General features: G+C 46.6%; 14 protein-coding genes and 1 pseudogene. 6 read left to right on the forward strand and 9 right to left on the reverse strand.

Annotated elements, in window-relative coordinates; genetic code table 11:
- Positions 1-138: 138 nt before the first annotated feature.
- Positions 139-1,536 (reverse strand): carotenoid oxygenase family protein, encoded by a 1,398-nt coding sequence (locus tag NDI33_RS21915; RefSeq protein ID WP_190672571.1) that lies wholly within the window; start codon positions 1,534-1,536, stop codon positions 139-141.
- 385 nt (positions 1,537-1,921) lie between these two features.
- Here NDI33_RS21915 and NDI33_RS21920 point away from each other — a divergent pair, with 385 nt between their 5' ends.
- Complete coding sequence (locus NDI33_RS21920; RefSeq protein WP_190415089.1) at positions 1,922-2,380, forward strand: YbhB/YbcL family Raf kinase inhibitor-like protein; 459 nt, start codon at positions 1,922-1,924, stop codon at positions 2,378-2,380.
- 104 nt (positions 2,381-2,484) lie between these two features.
- On the opposite strand, the gene NDI33_RS21925 is transcribed toward NDI33_RS21920, so the two are convergent.
- Together NDI33_RS21925 and NDI33_RS21930 are read right to left on the reverse strand one after the other, a co-directional pair.
- Complete coding sequence (locus NDI33_RS21925) at positions 2,485-3,105, reverse strand: hypothetical protein (protein WP_190415090.1); 621 nt, start codon at positions 3,103-3,105, stop codon at positions 2,485-2,487.
- A 181-nt stretch (positions 3,106-3,286) separates the two neighbouring features.
- Positions 3,287-3,537 (reverse strand): annotated as a pseudogene (locus NDI33_RS21930) (hypothetical protein).
- 146 nt (positions 3,538-3,683) lie between these two features.
- Here NDI33_RS21930 and NDI33_RS21935 point away from each other — a divergent pair.
- On the forward strand, positions 3,684-4,781 hold the full coding sequence (locus tag NDI33_RS21935; RefSeq protein WP_347275844.1) for a tetratricopeptide repeat protein: 1,098 nt from the start codon (positions 3,684-3,686) through the stop codon (positions 4,779-4,781).
- Positions 4,782-4,980: 199 nt separating this feature from the next.
- On the opposite strand, the gene mnmH is transcribed toward NDI33_RS21935, so the two are convergent.
- Together mnmH and NDI33_RS21945 are read right to left on the reverse strand one after the other, a co-directional pair.
- Positions 4,981-6,159: a tRNA 2-selenouridine(34) synthase MnmH gene (gene mnmH / locus NDI33_RS21940; RefSeq protein WP_190672573.1), complete on the reverse strand. Its 1,179-nt coding sequence runs from the start codon at positions 6,157-6,159 to the stop codon at positions 4,981-4,983.
- Positions 6,160-6,265: 106 nt separating this feature from the next.
- Positions 6,266-7,447, reverse strand: a complete 1,182-nt coding sequence (locus NDI33_RS21945; RefSeq protein ID WP_190672576.1) for an aldo/keto reductase — start codon at positions 7,445-7,447, stop codon at positions 6,266-6,268.
- A 72-nt stretch (positions 7,448-7,519) separates the two neighbouring features.
- Here NDI33_RS21945 and NDI33_RS21950 point away from each other — a divergent pair, with 72 nt between their 5' ends.
- Positions 7,520-8,053 carry a DUF3421 domain-containing protein gene (locus NDI33_RS21950; RefSeq protein ID WP_190529418.1) on the forward strand — a complete coding sequence of 178 codons (534 nt, stop codon included), beginning with the start codon at positions 7,520-7,522 and terminating at the stop codon, positions 8,051-8,053.
- A 158-nt stretch (positions 8,054-8,211) separates the two neighbouring features.
- Here the strand turns inward: NDI33_RS21950 and rpiA are convergent, their stop codons facing one another.
- The gene (gene rpiA, locus NDI33_RS21955) at positions 8,212-8,922 is read right to left on the reverse strand and encodes a ribose-5-phosphate isomerase RpiA (RefSeq protein WP_190415094.1); all 711 of its coding nucleotides are present in this window, start codon (positions 8,920-8,922) and stop codon (positions 8,212-8,214) included.
- A 272-nt stretch (positions 8,923-9,194) separates the two neighbouring features.
- Here rpiA and NDI33_RS21960 point away from each other — a divergent pair, with 272 nt between their 5' ends.
- The 3 genes from NDI33_RS21960 to NDI33_RS21970 all read left to right on the forward strand — a co-directional run bounded on the left by NDI33_RS21960 (position 9,195) and on the right by NDI33_RS21970 (position 13,545).
- On the forward strand, positions 9,195-11,135 hold the full coding sequence (locus tag NDI33_RS21960) for a tetratricopeptide repeat protein (RefSeq protein WP_190672579.1): 1,941 nt from the start codon (positions 9,195-9,197) through the stop codon (positions 11,133-11,135).
- A gap of 851 nt (positions 11,136-11,986) precedes the next feature.
- Positions 11,987-13,093, forward strand: coding sequence for an EAL domain-containing protein (locus tag NDI33_RS21965; RefSeq protein WP_190429816.1), 1,107 nt, complete (start codon positions 11,987-11,989; stop codon positions 13,091-13,093).
- A gap of 59 nt (positions 13,094-13,152) precedes the next feature.
- The gene (locus tag NDI33_RS21970) at positions 13,153-13,545 is read left to right on the forward strand and encodes a hypothetical protein (protein ID WP_190433164.1); all 393 of its coding nucleotides are present in this window, start codon (positions 13,153-13,155) and stop codon (positions 13,543-13,545) included.
- Positions 13,546-13,595: 50 nt separating this feature from the next.
- On the opposite strand, the gene NDI33_RS21975 is transcribed toward NDI33_RS21970, so the two are convergent.
- The 3 genes from NDI33_RS21975 to NDI33_RS21985 form a co-directional block, all read right to left on the reverse strand.
- Positions 13,596-14,105, reverse strand: coding sequence for an RNA-binding protein (locus tag NDI33_RS21975; RefSeq protein WP_190429814.1), 510 nt, complete (start codon positions 14,103-14,105; stop codon positions 13,596-13,598).
- The gene (locus tag NDI33_RS21980; RefSeq protein ID WP_242032997.1) at positions 14,084-14,821 is read right to left on the reverse strand and encodes a transposase; all 738 of its coding nucleotides are present in this window, start codon (positions 14,819-14,821) and stop codon (positions 14,084-14,086) included. The genes NDI33_RS21975 and NDI33_RS21980 overlap by 22 nt, the downstream gene beginning before the upstream one ends.
- Positions 14,822-15,387: 566 nt before the next feature.
- Positions 15,388-17,541, reverse strand: a complete 2,154-nt coding sequence (locus NDI33_RS21985) for a caspase family protein (RefSeq protein WP_190672585.1) — start codon at positions 17,539-17,541, stop codon at positions 15,388-15,390.
- Between the last annotated feature and the right edge of the window lie 32 nt (positions 17,542-17,573).

Raw genomic sequence — 17,573 nt, forward strand, 5'->3', positions numbered from 1 at the left:
CGTTCCTCATTTGATAGCTGGCGCGGTATTGCTAGGTAGTTTTTGTATCATATTGCGGTGCCTGGAGCTTAGGGTTGTTTGAATTGTAGCGATCGCATCTTTGACGATTTCAAAAATGCGATCGCATCTCACCACAAATTAGACAGAAGCGCTTAACTGTTCCTCAGAAACCCATGCCCCGTGGAAACCGTAAGGCACCCGCTGGGGGATGAGGACACGCGCCACTGGTTCAGATGTCACGTCTTGGGCATTTACGACCACCAGTTCCGAAGTGTCTGCTTCATCATCGTGGACAAAAGTCATTAGCCAACCGTCATCCTCAGCAGTCGCATCGGGACGAGGAACAAATACCGCCTCGCCACCATAGCGTCCGCGTCCGAATTCGTGAGTTTCGGACTTACCATTCTTAAAGTCATACTTGATGACCCCTTCAAACAGAGGCATCGGATTATTTGCCATCTTTGCGGTATAACCGTAGCGCATCGGTCGTCCCATTCGCTGTTCGTTCAGGCGGGGGAAATCTGATGGCGCATCATCCAGCATTTCCTCTTTTACCGTACCCGTGCTGAGGTTAAAGCGCCATTGGTACAAACGACCCGCGTCTCCCTCACTTTCACCAGGGGTCATATCAGTCGTTAAAACACTGGTGGAACTCATGCGACAAGCAACAAGCACCACTTCATCTCCCTCTTCGTAGGCATTGAGGGTATGGAAGACATAGCAGGGGGGACTTTCAAACCAGCGAATGTTGCTGTTATCGCCATGACGGGGGACAATGCCGAAACGACTAGGGCGATCGCGCTCAAACATCAATGGTGGTTTACCCTGCTGCATTCGTGCCATGCTGAAAGTTAGCGGCAGATCCATAAAGATTGTGTAGTGTTCGGTGATGGCAAAATCGTGCATCATCACCCCCATCGGCAAGTCGATGGGAACGGTTCGCAACAGCTCACCCTTAGCTGAAACGACGCTGTATTTCAGGTACGGTGGGGCAAACGAGTAGCCAAAAAACATCATCTCGCCCGTTTCGGCATCGACCTTCGGATGAGCGGTAAAGGCAGAAACCAGCTTGCCATCGTAAGAGTAAGCACCTGATGTCTCTAAGCTGGGAACCTTAATAGTGTGAGGTTCACCGCCTTCCCAGAGCGCCAGCAGCCGTCCATCGTGCCACACTAGAGCGGTGTTAGCGGTATTTTTAGGAAAATTATAGGGATTGTTGCCTCGTGACGGTTCCATCAACCCCGTCCAAATTGCCTTACCCGCTTCGCGTTCAAGATTAAATCCCTGCGTCCGGATATAACGGTTGCGATATTGAGCTTTGCCGTTATTTATTCGCACTCCGTGCAACATTCCATCCCCATCAAACCAGTGATAGTTGCCGATAGGTGGAAATTGAGGATTGGGGCCATTCCGCACAAACATCCCGGATAAATTGGGGGGTAGTTCGCCGATTACTTTCAGGTTGGTGGGTGCGATTTCTTCCCGTACTGGCGCAAAGTTGCCATCTAGATAGGGATTGACTGCGGTTGTGGTCATGCGTTGTGCTGAATCGATTGTCTTATCTATATTTATTTTGATTGAGCTAACGCGATCGCGTCTCGCACTATGGTTGTGGAAACAACCTAGATGAAGTGGTTGGCGTGGTGCAAGCAAAGTTTAGAGGAAGCGATCGCATCCTTTTCTAGCTGTATATGGATGAATACGAACAACTTTTACCCTAAACCATCTAAAGCAATCGTAATTGACTACCAGTAAATCGCAGAATATTTCTGTGGCTAAGCCTATTGGTTGAAGAATTACCCTGTGCCAAAACGCTAATCTACTGGCATTAGCAGGACTACCGCTAAGCGCTTAGAGTTCTGCAAGTAAGAACGATTCGCTAATCACCCCTATCAATCGTCAATCTCTGACACTAAAGACGATGAAACTTGAGAGTACGGCTTTTACTGAAAACAGTGTAATTCCGTCTAAATACACCTGCGACGGCGCAAATATTTCCCCCTCTCTTAGCTGGAACTCCCCGCCAGAGGGTACTCAGAGCCTTGCTTTAATCGTTGACGATCCGGATGCGCCTGGGGACATTTTTGTCCATTGGGTTCTCTACGATCTCCCACCTGAAATTCGCCATCTACCTGGCGGCATTCCCAGCGAAGCAAACCTCGCTGAGGGGGGCGTCCAAGGTAAAAATGATTTTGGCAATTTAGGTTATGGTGGCCCTTGCCCGCCTAGTGGTACGCATCGGTACTTTTTCAAACTCTACGCACTCGATCGACTGTTAGATTTAGCAGCGGGTGCCACTAAAAACAAGGTAGAAGCGGCAATGAATGGTCATATTCTGGCAGCAGCAGAACTCATTGGACGCTACAGTCGCCAGCGATAATCTTGCGGCAGTTCACAATTTATCTGCAAAAAAAACACCTTTGAAAAGGTGTTTTTACTGGTGGCTAAAATAAGCCTGCAAATTTGATTTTGAGTCATCAATTCTTATGTGTGATGCCGAGGAGTCCGGGCACCCATAGATGAGCCAATCAGCGATGCTGCTAAACCTAAGAGTGAACCAATTGTAAACGACCAACCTGCCTTCGCTGTTGCACCCGCAATATCACGAGTTTGCTGAGCCGTTACATTCGGCGCGTCGTTGGGTACGTTCACTGCACCTTGTTGCGCTTGATTGACGATTTCCCCAGCATTCGCACCTACAATACCGAATGCGCCTGAGATTCCACTTGCTAACAACCAGGAACTCAATGCCAAAGTTGTAGCCCAAAGAATGGCTCCATTTAACATTGCTGTATTCCGGTTCATCGGACCACTGGCACGGGCTGCTACCCAACTACCCACCAAAAGGGAAATAAACAAAGAGATAATAGACCAAATTCCGACCGCTCTGCCAACATCATCGGCATAGGTTCTAGGTGCGCCGGAACCGGAAATATTAGTAGCACCAATTGCGGCTCCTAAAGCACTCAGAATTAACTGAGTAGCTAAAGCAGTAACAATACCGGCAAAAATGGGACCCCACCTTACACGATCGTGGTACTCAACAATTTGATTGCCAGCAGTTGGCTCAATAACAACCCTGTCTTCTCGATTTGTGTATGACATTGCTCACCGCTCTTCCTGTTTCTATTTTTTATAGAGCTACTTTCTTCTAACTTTCACCCTTGAGTTATACTTTATACTGGTATTTTTCTGGGTATATCTATCAGTAGGAATAATCAGGATATCTATCGATAGAAATATGTGTTCTATTTAAGTGAAAAGCGCGATCGCAATTATTAATAAATTAGTAGAGCTTTACGGCTGTTTCCGTGACAGTAATGAGCAATAAAAAGCCAGGCTGGTCACTCTGCTATCACACCCCGTTCTGCTCAAAAACTACAGATATATAACTGCCATTCCGTCAGCCGATAATATCCCCAACCCCAGCCAAAAAAACCACAGGTCACGACTAGCCGAGACGCCTTCAGCGGTGATAATTGCTAAATACGCTCTTAACACAGCTTTGTGAACGACATCAGTTGTTGTTACAATCATTAACTGTCCTCGTCAAAATTTCTTTTTAGGCAAATTTGGGGTGTAGACGAGGTAAAGCTCATCCCTCTGCTGTGTTTAGCCATTCTGGATTCATGCTTCCGGAATAGAAACACTGAGCCATTGTAGAAACTCAAGATAAATCGACCGTGCAAAAACAGACTTTATTAGTAGCTAGTCTCTTGTTGGTGCCAGCGATCGCTACCATCAAAATGCCAGTTGTCCAAGCGGCTCCACTGGTAGCCCAAGGCAGTCAACAGCAGGTGAGCGAACTGCTGCGGCAGGGGCGTAAGTTGGTGGATACGGGAGATATTGCCAGAGCCTTGACAATTTATCAACAAGCTGCGGCTCTCGATCGCGAAAATGCCCGTATCTTCTCCGCCATCGGCTATTTACAAGCAGTTCAGGGCAACTACCGAGAAGCCGCTAAAGCTTATCAACAGGCTGTCACCCTCGAACCGAAGAATGCTGATTTTCAGTATGCATTGGGGTACGCTCTCGCGAATCTTGGAGACAATGCCAGTGCCGCAGCTGCCTACCAGCGTGCTGCCCAGATCGACAACAAGAACCTGAATGCCTATCTAGGATTAGGGGTGGTATTACAGCGTCTAAAAGATTATCAAGGCGCAATGCAAGCCTATGAAACTGCCCTCCAGCTCGATCCGAAAAATCTACAAGCTTATGAATTTATCGGCTCCGCCTTCCTGAAGCAGGGGCGTCCCGCAGAAGCGATTCAAGCACTCCAACAGGCTGTTGCTCTCGCCCCAAATGACAGCGGCGTGCAGTTGAACTTGGGAGACGCCTACATGAAGCAAGGCAACGTCACGGCTGGGATGGCGGCTTTAGAACGGGCAGCCAAGATTGAACCTCGCAATGCTCAGATTAGCCTCCAAATTGGCAGAATTTTGCAAACCGGGAATAATCTGGATGATGCCTTAAAGGCTTATCAACAGGCAGTGAAGATCAAACCCGATCTCGTGGAAGCTCAGACAGCGATCGCTGATATTTTGTTAAAGCAGCAGGACTACCTAATGGCAATTGTTGCCTATCGGCGGTTGGTAGAACTGTCGCCGGAAAATGCACAAGCTTACTACAATCTGGGAGTGGCGTTGAGAAAGCGAGAAAGAGTACCGGAAGCGATCGTAGCTTTTGAGCAAGCCCGCGACCTTTACCAGCGTCAAGGTCAGAAGGAAGGCTCTCAGAGAGCGACTTCCGCCCTTAGAGAGCTTCAAAAAGACAAAGGCTAAGGGCAAATGGCGAATAACTGATGGATAGTTTCTTAAAAACTTATTAAGAGTCTCGGCTTGTGGAAATTTCTGCGGATAAGTTGGACTGCAAGATACCTCCTAACTGCGTCCTCAGCCCCATTGATGTTAGAACAATTTAGAACATCTAATGGGGCTTCCGTATTTTCAATTTTGATTTTCGACTTTAGATTTTGGATGATTAGGCTGGGGTTGAGCAACGGATAGATTTTGGTTGTTCGCTCGTAGAACTTGCGCTTAAATCTAAAATTTTGACCAAAGCATCAACACTCGCATCCGATAAATCCGCCAGGGAAACCACCCGCTCTAAATTGGGAAAGCAGCGACGGATAGCATGGTTGTAGCTCGGATCGTAGTGGCACTCTAGCAAGTCTCTCACCAATCTTTCCCACTGTTGGGTATCAATGAGCTGGTACCATTCTTGGAGTTTTTCCCAGCCATAGCGGGATTTTAGTCTGTGCAACTTCGCTTTTAAAACTTCCGGGTGGGTCATTAAGTGAGGATATTCTTGCAAAAGCCACTGAATTCTAGCTTCTACAGGCATCTCAATTTCTACACAGCTTGCTTGTTTCATTTGCTGCCAAAGAGATGGGGGCACATAAATCCGCCCAATTTTATTACTCTCCGCTTCCACCCATACGGGAAAGTTGGGATCGAGGCTTTGCAACTGTTGCAGTAGCAGGGATTCAAAGTGTTTTTGGGATGGCTGAGGCTGGGGATGGGTTATCGGTAATTTCCCCTCAGCTCCAGATGCGATCGCCCTTGTTTCTACAAGCTGCTCCTCAGCGCCACTCCCACTCTCCCACTCTTCACCCAGGAGAGAACCGCGATGGTTTGCCAAACCTTCCAGATCCAGCACCTGAATGCCAAACTCAGCCAGACGGTGCAAAATGTGGGTTTTACCGCTGCCAGTCATTCCAGATAATATCCGGAAGGTAAAGCGTTCCGGGAGGGCTTGCAGTTGCTCGCGTACCAAGGAACGATAGGTTTTGTAGCCCCCTTCGAGGACAGTGACTTGCCAACCAATTTGACTCAAGACGGTTGCCAAACTGTTAGAACGCTGTCCTCCCCGCCAGCAGTACACGAGGGGATGATAGTCTTTGTCTTTTTCGGCAAAGTGATGGGTGAGGTGACGGGAAATATTTTGAGCGACTAAGGTCGCTCCTAGTTTACGGGCAGTGAAAGGACAAACTTGTTTGTAGAGCGTTCCGACTTTAGCGCGTTCCTCGTCATCCAGAACGGGCAGGTTAATGGCACCGGGTATCCGATCTTCAGCAAATTCGCTGGGTGAGCGGACATCAATAATTTCGCTGTAAGTTTCTGTCTCAGATAGCTGAGTATAATTGGGCGATCGCGGCATTGTTAAATATGAATGGCTAATTGCTGATGGCTAATTGAAGGATTGTTCAAGAGCCACTTTTCGATTAGCCACTCTTTGATTAGCCATTACCTCAACTCATACCATTTTAGGTTTGGGATAAGCGTTTGAGGGTTTGACCGCCTAGCATTCGGTCAGTTTCTTCCAGCAATGCGGGAATTTTGTCGGCGTGGGGACTATGGGTAAGACATTGGCGGAGGTCTAGTTCTCGAACCCGATCCGCTTTGGCTCCAGGAAACCAGTGGCTGGCGTTGCCCAGCAGGTTGTAGCGCATTTTAGCGTACTCGATCATATCGTAGGCGATCGCTAGATTTCTCAGCCACAGAATCACTTGGATATTTAGTCCCCCCGGCGTTGCTTCTGGCTTTGGTAAACCAACGTGCCAGGTTTTTACCCAGTCTTCTCCTAAGGTAGCGATCGCTTCTTTCTCTAAACGATGCAGAATTGGCACCAAAACCGCCTCTGCATTCTCTAACAGCGGCAAGGTCTTCAAGTGTTCGTCAAAGTCCTCTGGTCGTGACGCCCCCACACTAAGAGTATGCACCTGCGGATGACTCAGACAGAATACATCGTTAAACACGATTGGGCTGAGGGGATAGCACAAATCCACCAATTTTTGTGGCGGTTTAAACAGCATTCCTCCTTTCTCTGAAGGACTGATAATAAAAACGCCCATATCGTGCCGAGAAGCTGCCTCAATGGCAGACCAGTTGAATTGATTGATGTAGTACCAGTGCAGGTTAACGTAGTCAAACTGGTTCGTCTCAATCGCCTTCACAATTACATCACTTGGCCCGTGCGTCGAGAAGCCAATAAACCGAACTTTGCCTCGTTCTTGTAGCTGTCGCGCCACTTCCAGACAGCCGCCCGGTTTGATGCTATCGTGTAGCAAATCGGCGGTATTGATGCCGTGTAGCGACAGCAAATCAACGTAATCTAGCTTTAAGTAAGCTAGGGACTTCTCAAATTCCTGGCGAAATTCTTTACTCTCTGTTTTAGGGCTGATTTTCGTCTGGACAATCAGTTTTTCGCGGGGAAAAGTCGGCAAAATCCGCCCCAACTGCATTTCGGAAGTGCCGTAACCACGGGCAGTTTCAATGTGATTGATTCCGACTTCTAAGGCTCGACGAATCGTTACTTCTACATTCCGTTGATTATCGCGAGGAATTCTCCATCCAGGGACATCCTGCCACTTAAACTGATAGCGCATTCCCCCGCAAGAAAACACGGGCATTTGTAATTCTGTACGCCCAAATCGCCGATACTGCATCTTTCTAAATACATAAGAAAACTGCTGAATTGTGCTTGTAGTTAAGCACAACTATTTTTAGGGTAATTGACTATGCTTGCAAACGTTGTTCGGGCTACCTTGCTATCTTTTTTACCAGCAACCCTGCTGCTGGCATCAAGTTCTGCGATCCTGGCTCAGAATAACTCTGGTTATGAAGCCTTAAATTGGGTAGGTGCATCGAATGGAGACATCCCCCCCAATGCCGTGATTGGTGGGTCTGAATCGGGGCGTCGTTTGTACATCTGTCGCGCCGAATATAACGGTGGCGTGCATCCGGGAAAAGTTGTTGGCAACAATTGTAATTTTGGTTGGGGAGGAGAGGAAATTCTCGCCCCTTTCTATGAAGTTTTAACCGCGCCGCGAAACGTTCGGATTGTTTGGATAGAAGCATCGAACGGACGGGTGCCAGCAGGTGCGATCGCGGGTGGGATAGAAGCAGATCGAGATCTATTTATCTGTCGGGCATCTCACAATAAAGGCGTTCATCCCGGAAAAATTGTCGCTAGCAATTGCAATATCAGTTGGGGAGGACAGGAAATTCTCAAGCGCAACTATCAGGTAGCCGTGCTTAGGAGAAATCGTTAAAAATCCGAGTTTAAGCTGGTGCGCTCGCTACAGTTGAACGTAAACCCAAAAACGCCTGAAACTCAGGATAGGGTCGGATTTTGTCTCGCACGGGAAAAGAGACAAAATCCAGGTAGAGAGCAGATTAGTAATTTTGCTCGGAGGCTCGCAAAAGAAGATTAAGCTTCTCGCACAATGGGCTTCCCATCTACCACTTCGCCCACTAACACTAAATCTGTGACGCCCACAAATAAACCATTTTCCAAAACGCCAGGGATATTATTGAGCGTCTTTTCCAGTTCTCCAGGATTATCGAGGGTGTCAAATTTTACATCAATGACCAGATTGCCTTGATCGGTAACAACGGGACCCGCTTTTTTGACGCCCATCCGTAGTTCTGGCTTCCCGCCTAGCTTTTCGATCGCCCGCATCACGGGTGTTATCGCCATCGGAATTACCTCTACTGGCACGCGGAAGGTGGAACCCAGTTTGTCAACGAGCTTGGAACTATCGACCACGACAATAAACTGCTCTGCCAAACAATCTACTATCTTTTCCTGGGTGTGGGCAGCACCGCCCCCTTTAATCAAATTGTGCTGCGGATCAACTTCATCGGCTCCATCAATGGCAATATCAATCCGATCGGCTTCATCCAAGGTGGTTAAGGGAATTCCGTACTGTTTAGCTAGCACGGATGCCTGAAATGAGGTGGGGATGCCTTTGATGTCTTTGAGGTCGCCGGACTTCAAGCGATCGCCCAAAGATTCAATTGCATAAGCAGTCGTCGATCCGGTGCCCAGCCCTACTATCATCCCCGACTGGACGCGGGCGGCGGCGGCTTTCCCGACTTCCTGCTTCATCACCTTAACGGGATCTTGTTCTGCACTCATTCTTAAAACTCCTGGCGATATTGACAACTTAGCTCTGTAGGCTAGGATCGCTTAGCAATACTACTCGGTTCACTTCTCTCTATTGCCTCTCTACCTCTGCCTAAACCACTTCTAAAAGACGAGTGTTTTTAGCGATGAGGAGAGTCCAACCCCCCTTCTCTCCGCGGGAAGGGGGGTGTGAGGGGTTTGCTCCGCTCCGAAAAGTATGCGATCGCGTAAACCTAAACCAACTCAGCTGCAACAGTCAGTCTACTATCTGGAGTTCCCTTCCTATGACTCAGGGTGAAAATTTTTCTCAGAAAGATTATCAACACGACTCAAATCTGACTCCAGAAGCACACCATCAAAAAAATCAGGGTGGGCAAACAAGCACTACACGCAAAGCCTTATTGCTGTTTGAAGAAGGATTAAAATTAGCCGAAATAGGAAAGTATAAAGAGGCTGTTACCCATTATCAAGAGGCTTTAGGTCTTCAACCGGATTCTGATAAAATTTTATACAACTATGGACTTTCCTTATTTTATTTAAGCCGCTACAACGAAGCTGTTAGTTGCTACGACAAAGCGATAAAGTTAAATCCAGATTATTCCGAAGCTTGGAGCGATCGCGCCCATGCACTGATCATGTTAAATCGTGGGAAAGAAGCACTAGCGAGTTGCGAACAGGCTTTGCAAATTCAACCAGAATCTTATCAAGCCTGGTACAAGCGAGGCTGGGTGCTGAGTAAGTTAAATCGCCCCAAAGAAGCGATCGCTAGCTGCGATAAAGCTTTGGAGATTAATGCAAACGGCTATGAAGCTTGGTGTACCCGTGGGGCTGTGCTACCGTTACCAAAACGCCGCCAAGAAGCACTTTGCAATTTTGATAAATGTTTGGAAATCAATCCAGCCTATCAGCGAGCTTGGTACAATCGGGGTTCGTTACTGGTAAATTTAGGGCGGGATGAAGAAGCACTGGCTAGCTTTGAAAAAGCCACTACAATTCAACCAGATTGTCAAGAATTTTGGTTTCCTCAAGCCTGGTACGGTCGAGGCTTTATCCTGGCAAAATTACATCGCTATCAAGAAGCGATCGCTAGCTTTGAAAAAGCCTTACATCTTAAGCCAGAATATGCGTCGGCTGCGTTTTATAAACTCATCTGCTTGCTCATAACAGGTAAAATCTTTCAGCATTTATTAAATTCTGAAAAAAGAAATCAACTATTTAACGATCTAAAAAATATTGTCAATGCGTTTAAGTATCAATTTTTATTTGTTGCAACATTTATTTTTATCATCAGTTCTGCTCAATCGCCTTGGGCAACAAATTTTAAGCAGATGTTTTCTACTTTATTTTCAGTTGCAATTATTTGGTTTATCTTAGGGGATATTTGGAAAAACAAGTCCCAATTAAGTTGGGTATTAGCAATTTATTTTAAAAGTGGGATTTTAAGTTATGTTCGGGCAGCTTTTATTCTTTTTGTTACCTTAACGACATTTGCAGTCGTAAGCCCATACGTACCCCAATTTATGCAATGGGGATGGGCTAGTGCAGTTTTCGGAAATTCTGGAAATATTATATTTCAACCGTTTGATACGATTAAAAGCATTCAACCTCCACCACCAGATAATATTAATTCTCAACTTCCCAGCCCCAGTGAAAGCTTACCGTCCGATGAAAAATTTGTAATTCAACCCAAGCAATCACCCGATGAAAAAGTTGTAACCGATGAAAAAGTTGTAACTCAACCCAAGCAATCACCCAATGCAAATGTTGCAACTCAACCTCGCGCGATACCCAATGAAAAGGCTGCAAATAAGACTTATAAAGCAGTACCGACAAATAGTACGACTCAGAAACCCCCTTTTGATTACACAAAAGTTTTGATGGTTGTTTTTTGGATATGTTTAATTTTAATGGTTCCGTTTTGGGCTGGATTGGAGGAAAAGATTTTTCGTCAAGGTGCTAACACCTGGAAGCAGATAATCGGGAATTCTACAGCTTTTGGTTTAGTCCATATCACCGTAGGAATTCCTATTTATGCAGGTTTTCTGCTGATTATTCCAGGTTTTTTATTTGCTTGTCGCTATAAATTTGTACATGACCAGTCTTTCAAAAAAAATAATAATGAAGAAATCGCTCAGGAAGCAGGAGTTCAGGCAAGTACAGCCGATCATGCAATCTACAATGCAATCCTGATCACTTTTTTGGTTTTTGTAATGTTAACTACATAATCAGAGTAAGGATGCGATCGGGTCCTCTCTTCTCCTATTACTCACCTAATGCCGCGCCAGCAGTATTCCCGGTTATGGAAGCGATGCACTAAGCTAGCACTTCCAGCAGCAGGGACGAAAGTCGCATTCGTCTGTCCACAACAGACTTCTTGACTTACAAAGCATACCCGACGACTGTAAACGTATCAAAGCAACCTTTGCCTGTACTTCAAACAAAGTCCGCGCAGGCAGACGATATAGCAGTTCTCATTAAGCGTGCAATCCACTCGGAACCTTACCCCATGCCTGTTTCCGCTTTTCGGTGAAAGGCAGCAGGATCAAACTTTGCTGCATCCAAACAAGAATCCCTATATATAAAGATTCCCTGAAGCAGGCTTAGTTTGTATAGCTCTAAGCTTGAGTCTGTTAGCATGAGCGAAGCATCTGGTAAAGAGCGACACGTTAGCGATTCTCTGTCGTGATAGCTTCGCTTCACGCGCAGCATGAAGCGAACTTATGGCGGTTCTCTCTCCTAGTGTGCCGATTTACAAGAAACCTCTCTGTACTAAATGAAACTTTTGAGTGCCTATATCAAGGTATTGCCCGATTACGGCATGATTTTGTAGGAACATCTCCTGTGGGTTCGCAGAGGATGGCAAAGTTTTGCCTAAAACGGCTCATGGCAATTTGAGCGCAGCCTATAAGCACATAATGTTTACTACGAGCTTCCCATTTTTTGAAAACTAACCTATAGTACCGTTGGGAATACCTCTTACGCCCTCAGGCAGAAGACAGTTTCAATGGATACAGGGTATTTCCTGGTTTGATATATCTTTATTCCTTAGAAAAAAATATTGGTAGTCTCTGCTGTAATGTCACAGATTCATCCGCTTAATCTGGTTATCCAACCTGATGACAAGGAAACTAGCTGCTGTCTTTCCAGCATTGGGTTTCAGGAGCTTCCTGCCATGCCTCAGCTTCTCTATCAAACTGTAAATAATCGTGAACTGGTTAGTATTTTCGTCAAGATCAGCCAAGTCCTTTCAGAAACCAGTCAAGCTTCCTCACGCTTTTTTCTGACGCGAACCGAGCAAAAGGATTCTTCTATTGAGACATCGTCACGCGATTATCAAAATTTACTAGGAGATTTTTTAAAAGCGCAACCGATTAGTACGATTACCCAGGCGGTTAAATATGCTTGGTTTTTTCAGATTTTAGCGAAGCAGCAAATATTTTTTCACTATCAGCCTATTTTCAATTTATCAACCGGCGAAATAATTGCTTATGAATGTTTGGCACGCGCCAAAGACGAGCGCGAAGGACACTTCAGCGGTTATCAATTAATTGAAGCAGCCCTTTCGACAAAATTGGCTTACGAGTTTGATGAACTGGCTCGGACAATTTGTTTACAATCAATTGCTAACACCAAGAGTCATCAAACATTTTTTATTAATATCTTACCCAATGTAATCAGCAAAGATCCTGCATCCTTAGAGCAGAACATCAAGTTAATTCTCGACCTGGGATTACAGCCCGAACAAATTGTATTTGAATTAACCGAAGTGGAAGCGTTGGTCAGCTGTCCAAAACTCTTGAAAACCATTAATCGCCTAAGAGAACGGGGGTTTGGAGTTGCTGTAGATGATTTGTGCGCCTGTGTTTCGCCTGACAACTACTTCATGGAATTTTGCCCCGATTTGATCAAGATAGATCGGCGATTGGTACATGGTTGCAGCCAGCATTCTCTCAAGCAGGTGATGCTCAAAAGTTTAGTGAATTCTGCTCATAACTTGGGAATTCGAGTTGTTGCTGAGGGACTTGAAGACAGGGAAGATGTTGAATTTTGCCGCGATTTAGGGGCAGATTACGGGCAGGGATTTGGCTTAGCAATGCCACAGGTAACTTTGCAGCAGCAACGGCTCGATTTTGTGAAGTCGTCGCTCAGGATTTTGTCTTACACAGATCCCTGCACCTGTTAAAACTAGATGCTATAACCAGATGCTGTAAGATGCTTTCCTGATACAACTGACTCTTATCTATGCAGCTTGAATTTATTCCAGTCGAAGAATTTTATTTCGCACTAACGTTAGCCGTCAAAACTTTGGAGGAAGTGGAGCAACCGGGTTTAATAGAACAAGTGCGATCGCGCCTCAACCTCAAATACGGTCAGCCTTCGACCGTTGCCGCAGCCACCCAGAATACGTTTAATTATGTATTTCGGGTTTTAGAGCTAGACAACAGCCCTGCAAGTCAGCTGATTGTCTCAGTAGCAGACTGGCAAGGCAAATTGCGTCTAAGCAGTGATTATGGCTGGACTCTTGATGAAGATCGCAAGCCCGTTCGCACCGAACGATTTAACGAGCGACCAGAATTTACCAAGCAGCTACGCAGCTACCTGCAAGACTGGTTGCAACTTCCTCTGAGTAATTAGCTTTTAGTTGCTTAGTCATTAGTCATTAACCTTTGACTAATGACTAACGACTAATTGCTTTGAGCAGCCAACAGTTCCTTCAGCTTCGCCAATTCGCCAGCCCAGCGGGGGTCGGGTTGAAAGGTATCTGATTCATTATTAGATGTTGTCCCTTCAGAGCGTCGCGACTTCTTGTTGCTGCCACCACGACGACCACCGCCGCCTGTGGGAGCGGGAGCGGGAGCGCCACCGCCGCCGCTAGCAGCTTTGTTGGGGTCCTTAATAGGAGCTGGAGCTGCTGGGCGAGGTTCTTCTTCCCCTTCACCCTTAGCTCGTGGCAATGCCTTTTCTATTTTCAGCGGGCTTTCTTGGAACATCTGACCGTTGAACTTTTCAATAATTTCATCAGCCAGTTCATCCGTCTTCACGGTTACAAAGGCAAAACCCCGACATTTGCCGGTTTTCCGGTCTTTAATCACCTTAGTGGAAACAGAATCGCTCATGTCCCCAAAAAGAGCTTGTAACTCCTGACGGTCTACTTCTTCTTTGGGCAGATTGCCTACATACAAACGGATAGACATGGAAAAATACCTCCAGACTCAATATCTTTAGACAAAAATTGCGATCGCGCACAAAGCGTATACTCGATTGGGCTGCTCGCACTAAACCCGATCTTCGGTGACAGCTTCTCCCAATCAACCTTACGGCTTATTTGGAGATTTCTCGTTTCAGCGAGAGCCTTTTGGTCTACCCCAACTCCACAGCCTGATGGGATGACCGCCGCCTTTTTCTTCATTTTCCTGAAAACGTTTTCATCTCGATTAAGAGCCAATCCGTCATCAGAATAGAAAAACCATCTATCAGCCTGCGTCCTGAAAAATTCCGCCTCACAGCTAGAATCTTCTTGAATCGTGCCAGATGGATGTACTAGCCCATAGAAACGCCTTCCTGCAATCAACCCCTTAAACGCCGAATAGCGCTTCTTCCCGGCACCGATGAGCGCCAAGATAGACACGAATTTTTCCCATCCAGCACCCGTAACAAACTTTGCCAATTTGCTCCCGGCGAGTTTTTTGTTGATCAAGTCTCGATCGGCAACCACCATTAATTGCTTCAATAGCCAGTTGGCAACTTGTTGGTAAAAATTTTGACGCTGGTTTGCAACATTTAACGGTGACAATTCAATCTGCTGGACAGCTTTAACTCGATGCTTACTGCCCTGTTTCTGGCGAGACAACTGACGCTGTAACCGCTCAATCCGCTTCTGGGCTTTCCTATTGTATCGAGGGATTGCCACCTGCTCAACGCAGTTTTGTAATAGTTGAAAAAAAAGTCTTTTATCGGCTGGAAATAAAGAGTTTATTTTTTTTAAATTGCGCTTTTGGCTGCAAGAATCTAGCTTATCTCTAATTGATGCGATTGAACAACTGCTTTGGCAATAGCAGTTAGTATTACAACCTTTTTGTTTCCACCAGTTAAAGCGTTCAGCCAACCGATAATTGTACTGCCATCTGAGCGCTTCTATCCATTCCTCCATTGTAACTAACTGCTGCTGACTTGGGCGCAATCGATACTCATGGGCGATTCTCATTAGAGAATTGTATCCTAAATTACTGTAATCTTTGCACTCGACCTTTATGGATATCGAGTGGTTTACAGCAGTATCGAGGCGAGACGTTTGCGATCGCTCCTAATTATTGCAAGATATTAACATTATTTTTAAAGGTATCACGGTCTCTGCTATGGGGCTAGTTTAAACAGCAGATTTCCGTCTTTAGCAGTATCTTCAGGCGTGAAGCCCGCAAACTCCACCCCCAAGTGGATCGGTTCTCAAGATACTGCTTTATGTTCTTGCCGGAACGGTCAAATAACTTCAAAGGTAATCGACATCGCCGCCATCTGAGTTGTATCTACGTTACTCACGCCTTGGGGAGAGTTTCCAGTGCCGCGCGTGCCTTCCGCAAGGTCATCCAGCAAATCGCCGACCACTTGAGTTGGCTCCGAAAGAGCTACGGGGCCTCTTGTATCCCGTGGTGCCAGGTTTCGCAACGCTTGCAGGGCTTTTCGCAGGGGTGTGCTACTGGCAACAATCAGGACTTCTGCGACTCCTTTGGGTTCTTGGGTGACAAGGTTAAATTGATCGTCAGTCCCAGGAATTTGTAGTGTTTGCCCAGCCTTCACCTGCGTAACATCATCGGTCGCCGTCCACTGATTCGGGAAGATTGCCGATATTTCTCCAGTTGGGTCAATGACTAGGACGCTGAAATAGAGGTCGCGCGGCTCGTTATTTGTAATCTGGAACTGCACCGACGTTCCGATCGGTAACTTTCGGGCATCTGAGGGAAGATTTCCTGAAGGATTATTGGAAGAAGTTTTTTGACCGAGACTGCGATCGCTACCGCGAACCGTGAAAGCGCTAGCCAAAATTTCATTTTGACCTGCTCGATTCATCGAAGCATTGACGTTTAGGCGCGATGAATTGGTATTCAGAGTGAGTTTGACAATCCTGGCTGCTAGTAAAGATTTCAGTTTGGCTTGCAGGCGACTGACAGCATCGGCTACGGTTTCACCGGCAGTGCCAAAGGAGTCAGGAATCGGCTCCATCGCTGGCGAAAATAGACCTAAACTGCCCTCACTCTTCATCCTTCCAAAGATGTATTGCACCTCTTGCTGTTGTAAAGGTACAGCTTCAAGGCGCTTGATCGCTTGCAAAGCTTGCTTCGCCTGCGCGGTGTCGTTGCCTAAAGAGGGATCAAGACCAATTTTTAAAGTTACATCACTGGGAATCCCGCGAGTGCGTTCCTGCAACAGCGATCCGGGTTTGGCAGTTTTTAACAATTTGCCGCGTCCGATTAAGCCTTGACGAGATTCTAACTGCACGACTCCTTGTTCGCGCCCTTGGGAGTCTACTACGGTGAGAAGGGCATCTTGCTCAAAAGCCGCTAAACTTTGGGGGTTAAGTCCGCCCAGCCATAATTGAGCTTGGTTACCTTCTACTTTAGTGATCACAGCTTCCGCTGGAGGCGTTTGTTGACCAATAAAGTACATCGGTTGCTTGAGATTATTGCTGCCTGGTTTTGCCTCAAATTCAGGGTTTTGCCGAGATGACATCCGTGTAGTGTTACGACCAATATTAGGGAGGGCGCTGGCAAAAGATTCGCTGCCAGTTTGTTGCCACAGATATTGAGTCATTAAATAAGTAAAAGCACCGGCATAAAAGTCGCTGAATGGGGCATCTGCGGCATACTGTTCCCGCTTGGCGGAGGCGATGACGACACCTTTGGCGACACCCTCGCGACGGCGACGCACAAATTCAGCGGGTGAGAGATTCAGGCGAGAGAGCCATTGTTCCTGATATTCTATTTCGGCAGGAACTGGTTGAAGTTGGGAACCCCCATCACGCGATCGCACGACTAAATTCCCCCGTTTGCCGCCACCTGAGTGACAGCTATCCAGCACTGCGGTAACGTTCTCTGTCTTCAGGGCATCCATCAATAAAAATAAGGTGTGCCCCATGATGTCCTCGACAACGCCTCTTTCATTGGGAAATCCGGTAGGCAGCGCACTATCGATGGGCACAAAGGTACTATTAAGACACTTCCCTGTCGGGTCTTTGAAGTCGCAGTCGGGATCGGTTACTTGGGAACCATGCCCTGAGAAGTGAAAGACCACGACATCCCCGCCTTTAGCTTGTTTAATCAGGTGTTCTTCAAAGGCATTTAAGATGCCCTTGCGGGTCGCTTGCCCATCAGTCAAGAGCAGAATGTCTTTCGGATTAAAGCCAAATCGGTGAATCAGCAGTTGTTGCTGCAACTCGACATCAGTGACACATCCTCGCAACGGTGCTGTTGGATAGGCATTAATCCCCACCAGCAAGGCAAGTTTCCGAGGCGTTCCTTGAGCGATCGCACGACCAAAGCGATTGCCTTGCTGCATAATATCCAGATGGCTCAAACCCAGCGTTGCCAAAGTCGATCCAGCAAACTGCAAAAACTGACGGCGCTTAATGTAAGGCATAATCACTTCTAACTAGATTGGTGTTACTGTCT

The sequence above is a fragment of the Trichocoleus sp. DQ-A1 genome (assembly GCF_039961955.1).
Taxonomy (GTDB): domain Bacteria; phylum Cyanobacteriota; class Cyanobacteriia; order Cyanobacteriales; family FACHB-T130; genus FACHB-T130.

What these genes read in the sequence shown, in the direction of transcription:
- NDI33_RS21965 (WP_190429816.1), top strand. Translation starts at nt 11,987, where the DNA reads ATGTCACAGATTCATCCGCTTAATCTGGTTATCCAACCTGATGACAAG.
- rpiA (WP_190415094.1), bottom strand. Translation starts at nt 8,922, where the DNA reads ATGAGTGCAGAACAAGATCCCGTTAAGGTGATGAAGCAGGAAGTCGGG.
- mnmH (WP_190672573.1), bottom strand. Translation starts at nt 6,159, where the DNA reads ATGCCGCGATCGCCCAATTATACTCAGCTATCTGAGACAGAAACTTAC.
- NDI33_RS21960 (WP_190672579.1), top strand. Translation starts at nt 9,195, where the DNA reads ATGACTCAGGGTGAAAATTTTTCTCAGAAAGATTATCAACACGACTCA.
- NDI33_RS21970 (WP_190433164.1), top strand. Translation starts at nt 13,153, where the DNA reads ATGCAGCTTGAATTTATTCCAGTCGAAGAATTTTATTTCGCACTAACG.
- NDI33_RS21925 (WP_190415090.1), bottom strand. Translation starts at nt 3,105, where the DNA reads ATGTCATACACAAATCGAGAAGACAGGGTTGTTATTGAGCCAACTGCT.
- NDI33_RS21915 (WP_190672571.1), bottom strand. Translation starts at nt 1,536, where the DNA reads ATGACCACAACCGCAGTCAATCCCTATCTAGATGGCAACTTTGCGCCA.
- NDI33_RS21920 (WP_190415089.1), top strand. Translation starts at nt 1,922, where the DNA reads ATGAAACTTGAGAGTACGGCTTTTACTGAAAACAGTGTAATTCCGTCT.
- NDI33_RS21945 (WP_190672576.1), bottom strand. Translation starts at nt 7,447, where the DNA reads ATGCAGTATCGGCGATTTGGGCGTACAGAATTACAAATGCCCGTGTTT.
- NDI33_RS21985 (WP_190672585.1), bottom strand. Translation starts at nt 17,541, where the DNA reads ATGCCTTACATTAAGCGCCGTCAGTTTTTGCAGTTTGCTGGATCGACT.
- NDI33_RS21975 (WP_190429814.1), bottom strand. Translation starts at nt 14,105, where the DNA reads ATGTCTATCCGTTTGTATGTAGGCAATCTGCCCAAAGAAGAAGTAGAC.
- NDI33_RS21950 (WP_190529418.1), top strand. Translation starts at nt 7,520, where the DNA reads ATGCTTGCAAACGTTGTTCGGGCTACCTTGCTATCTTTTTTACCAGCA.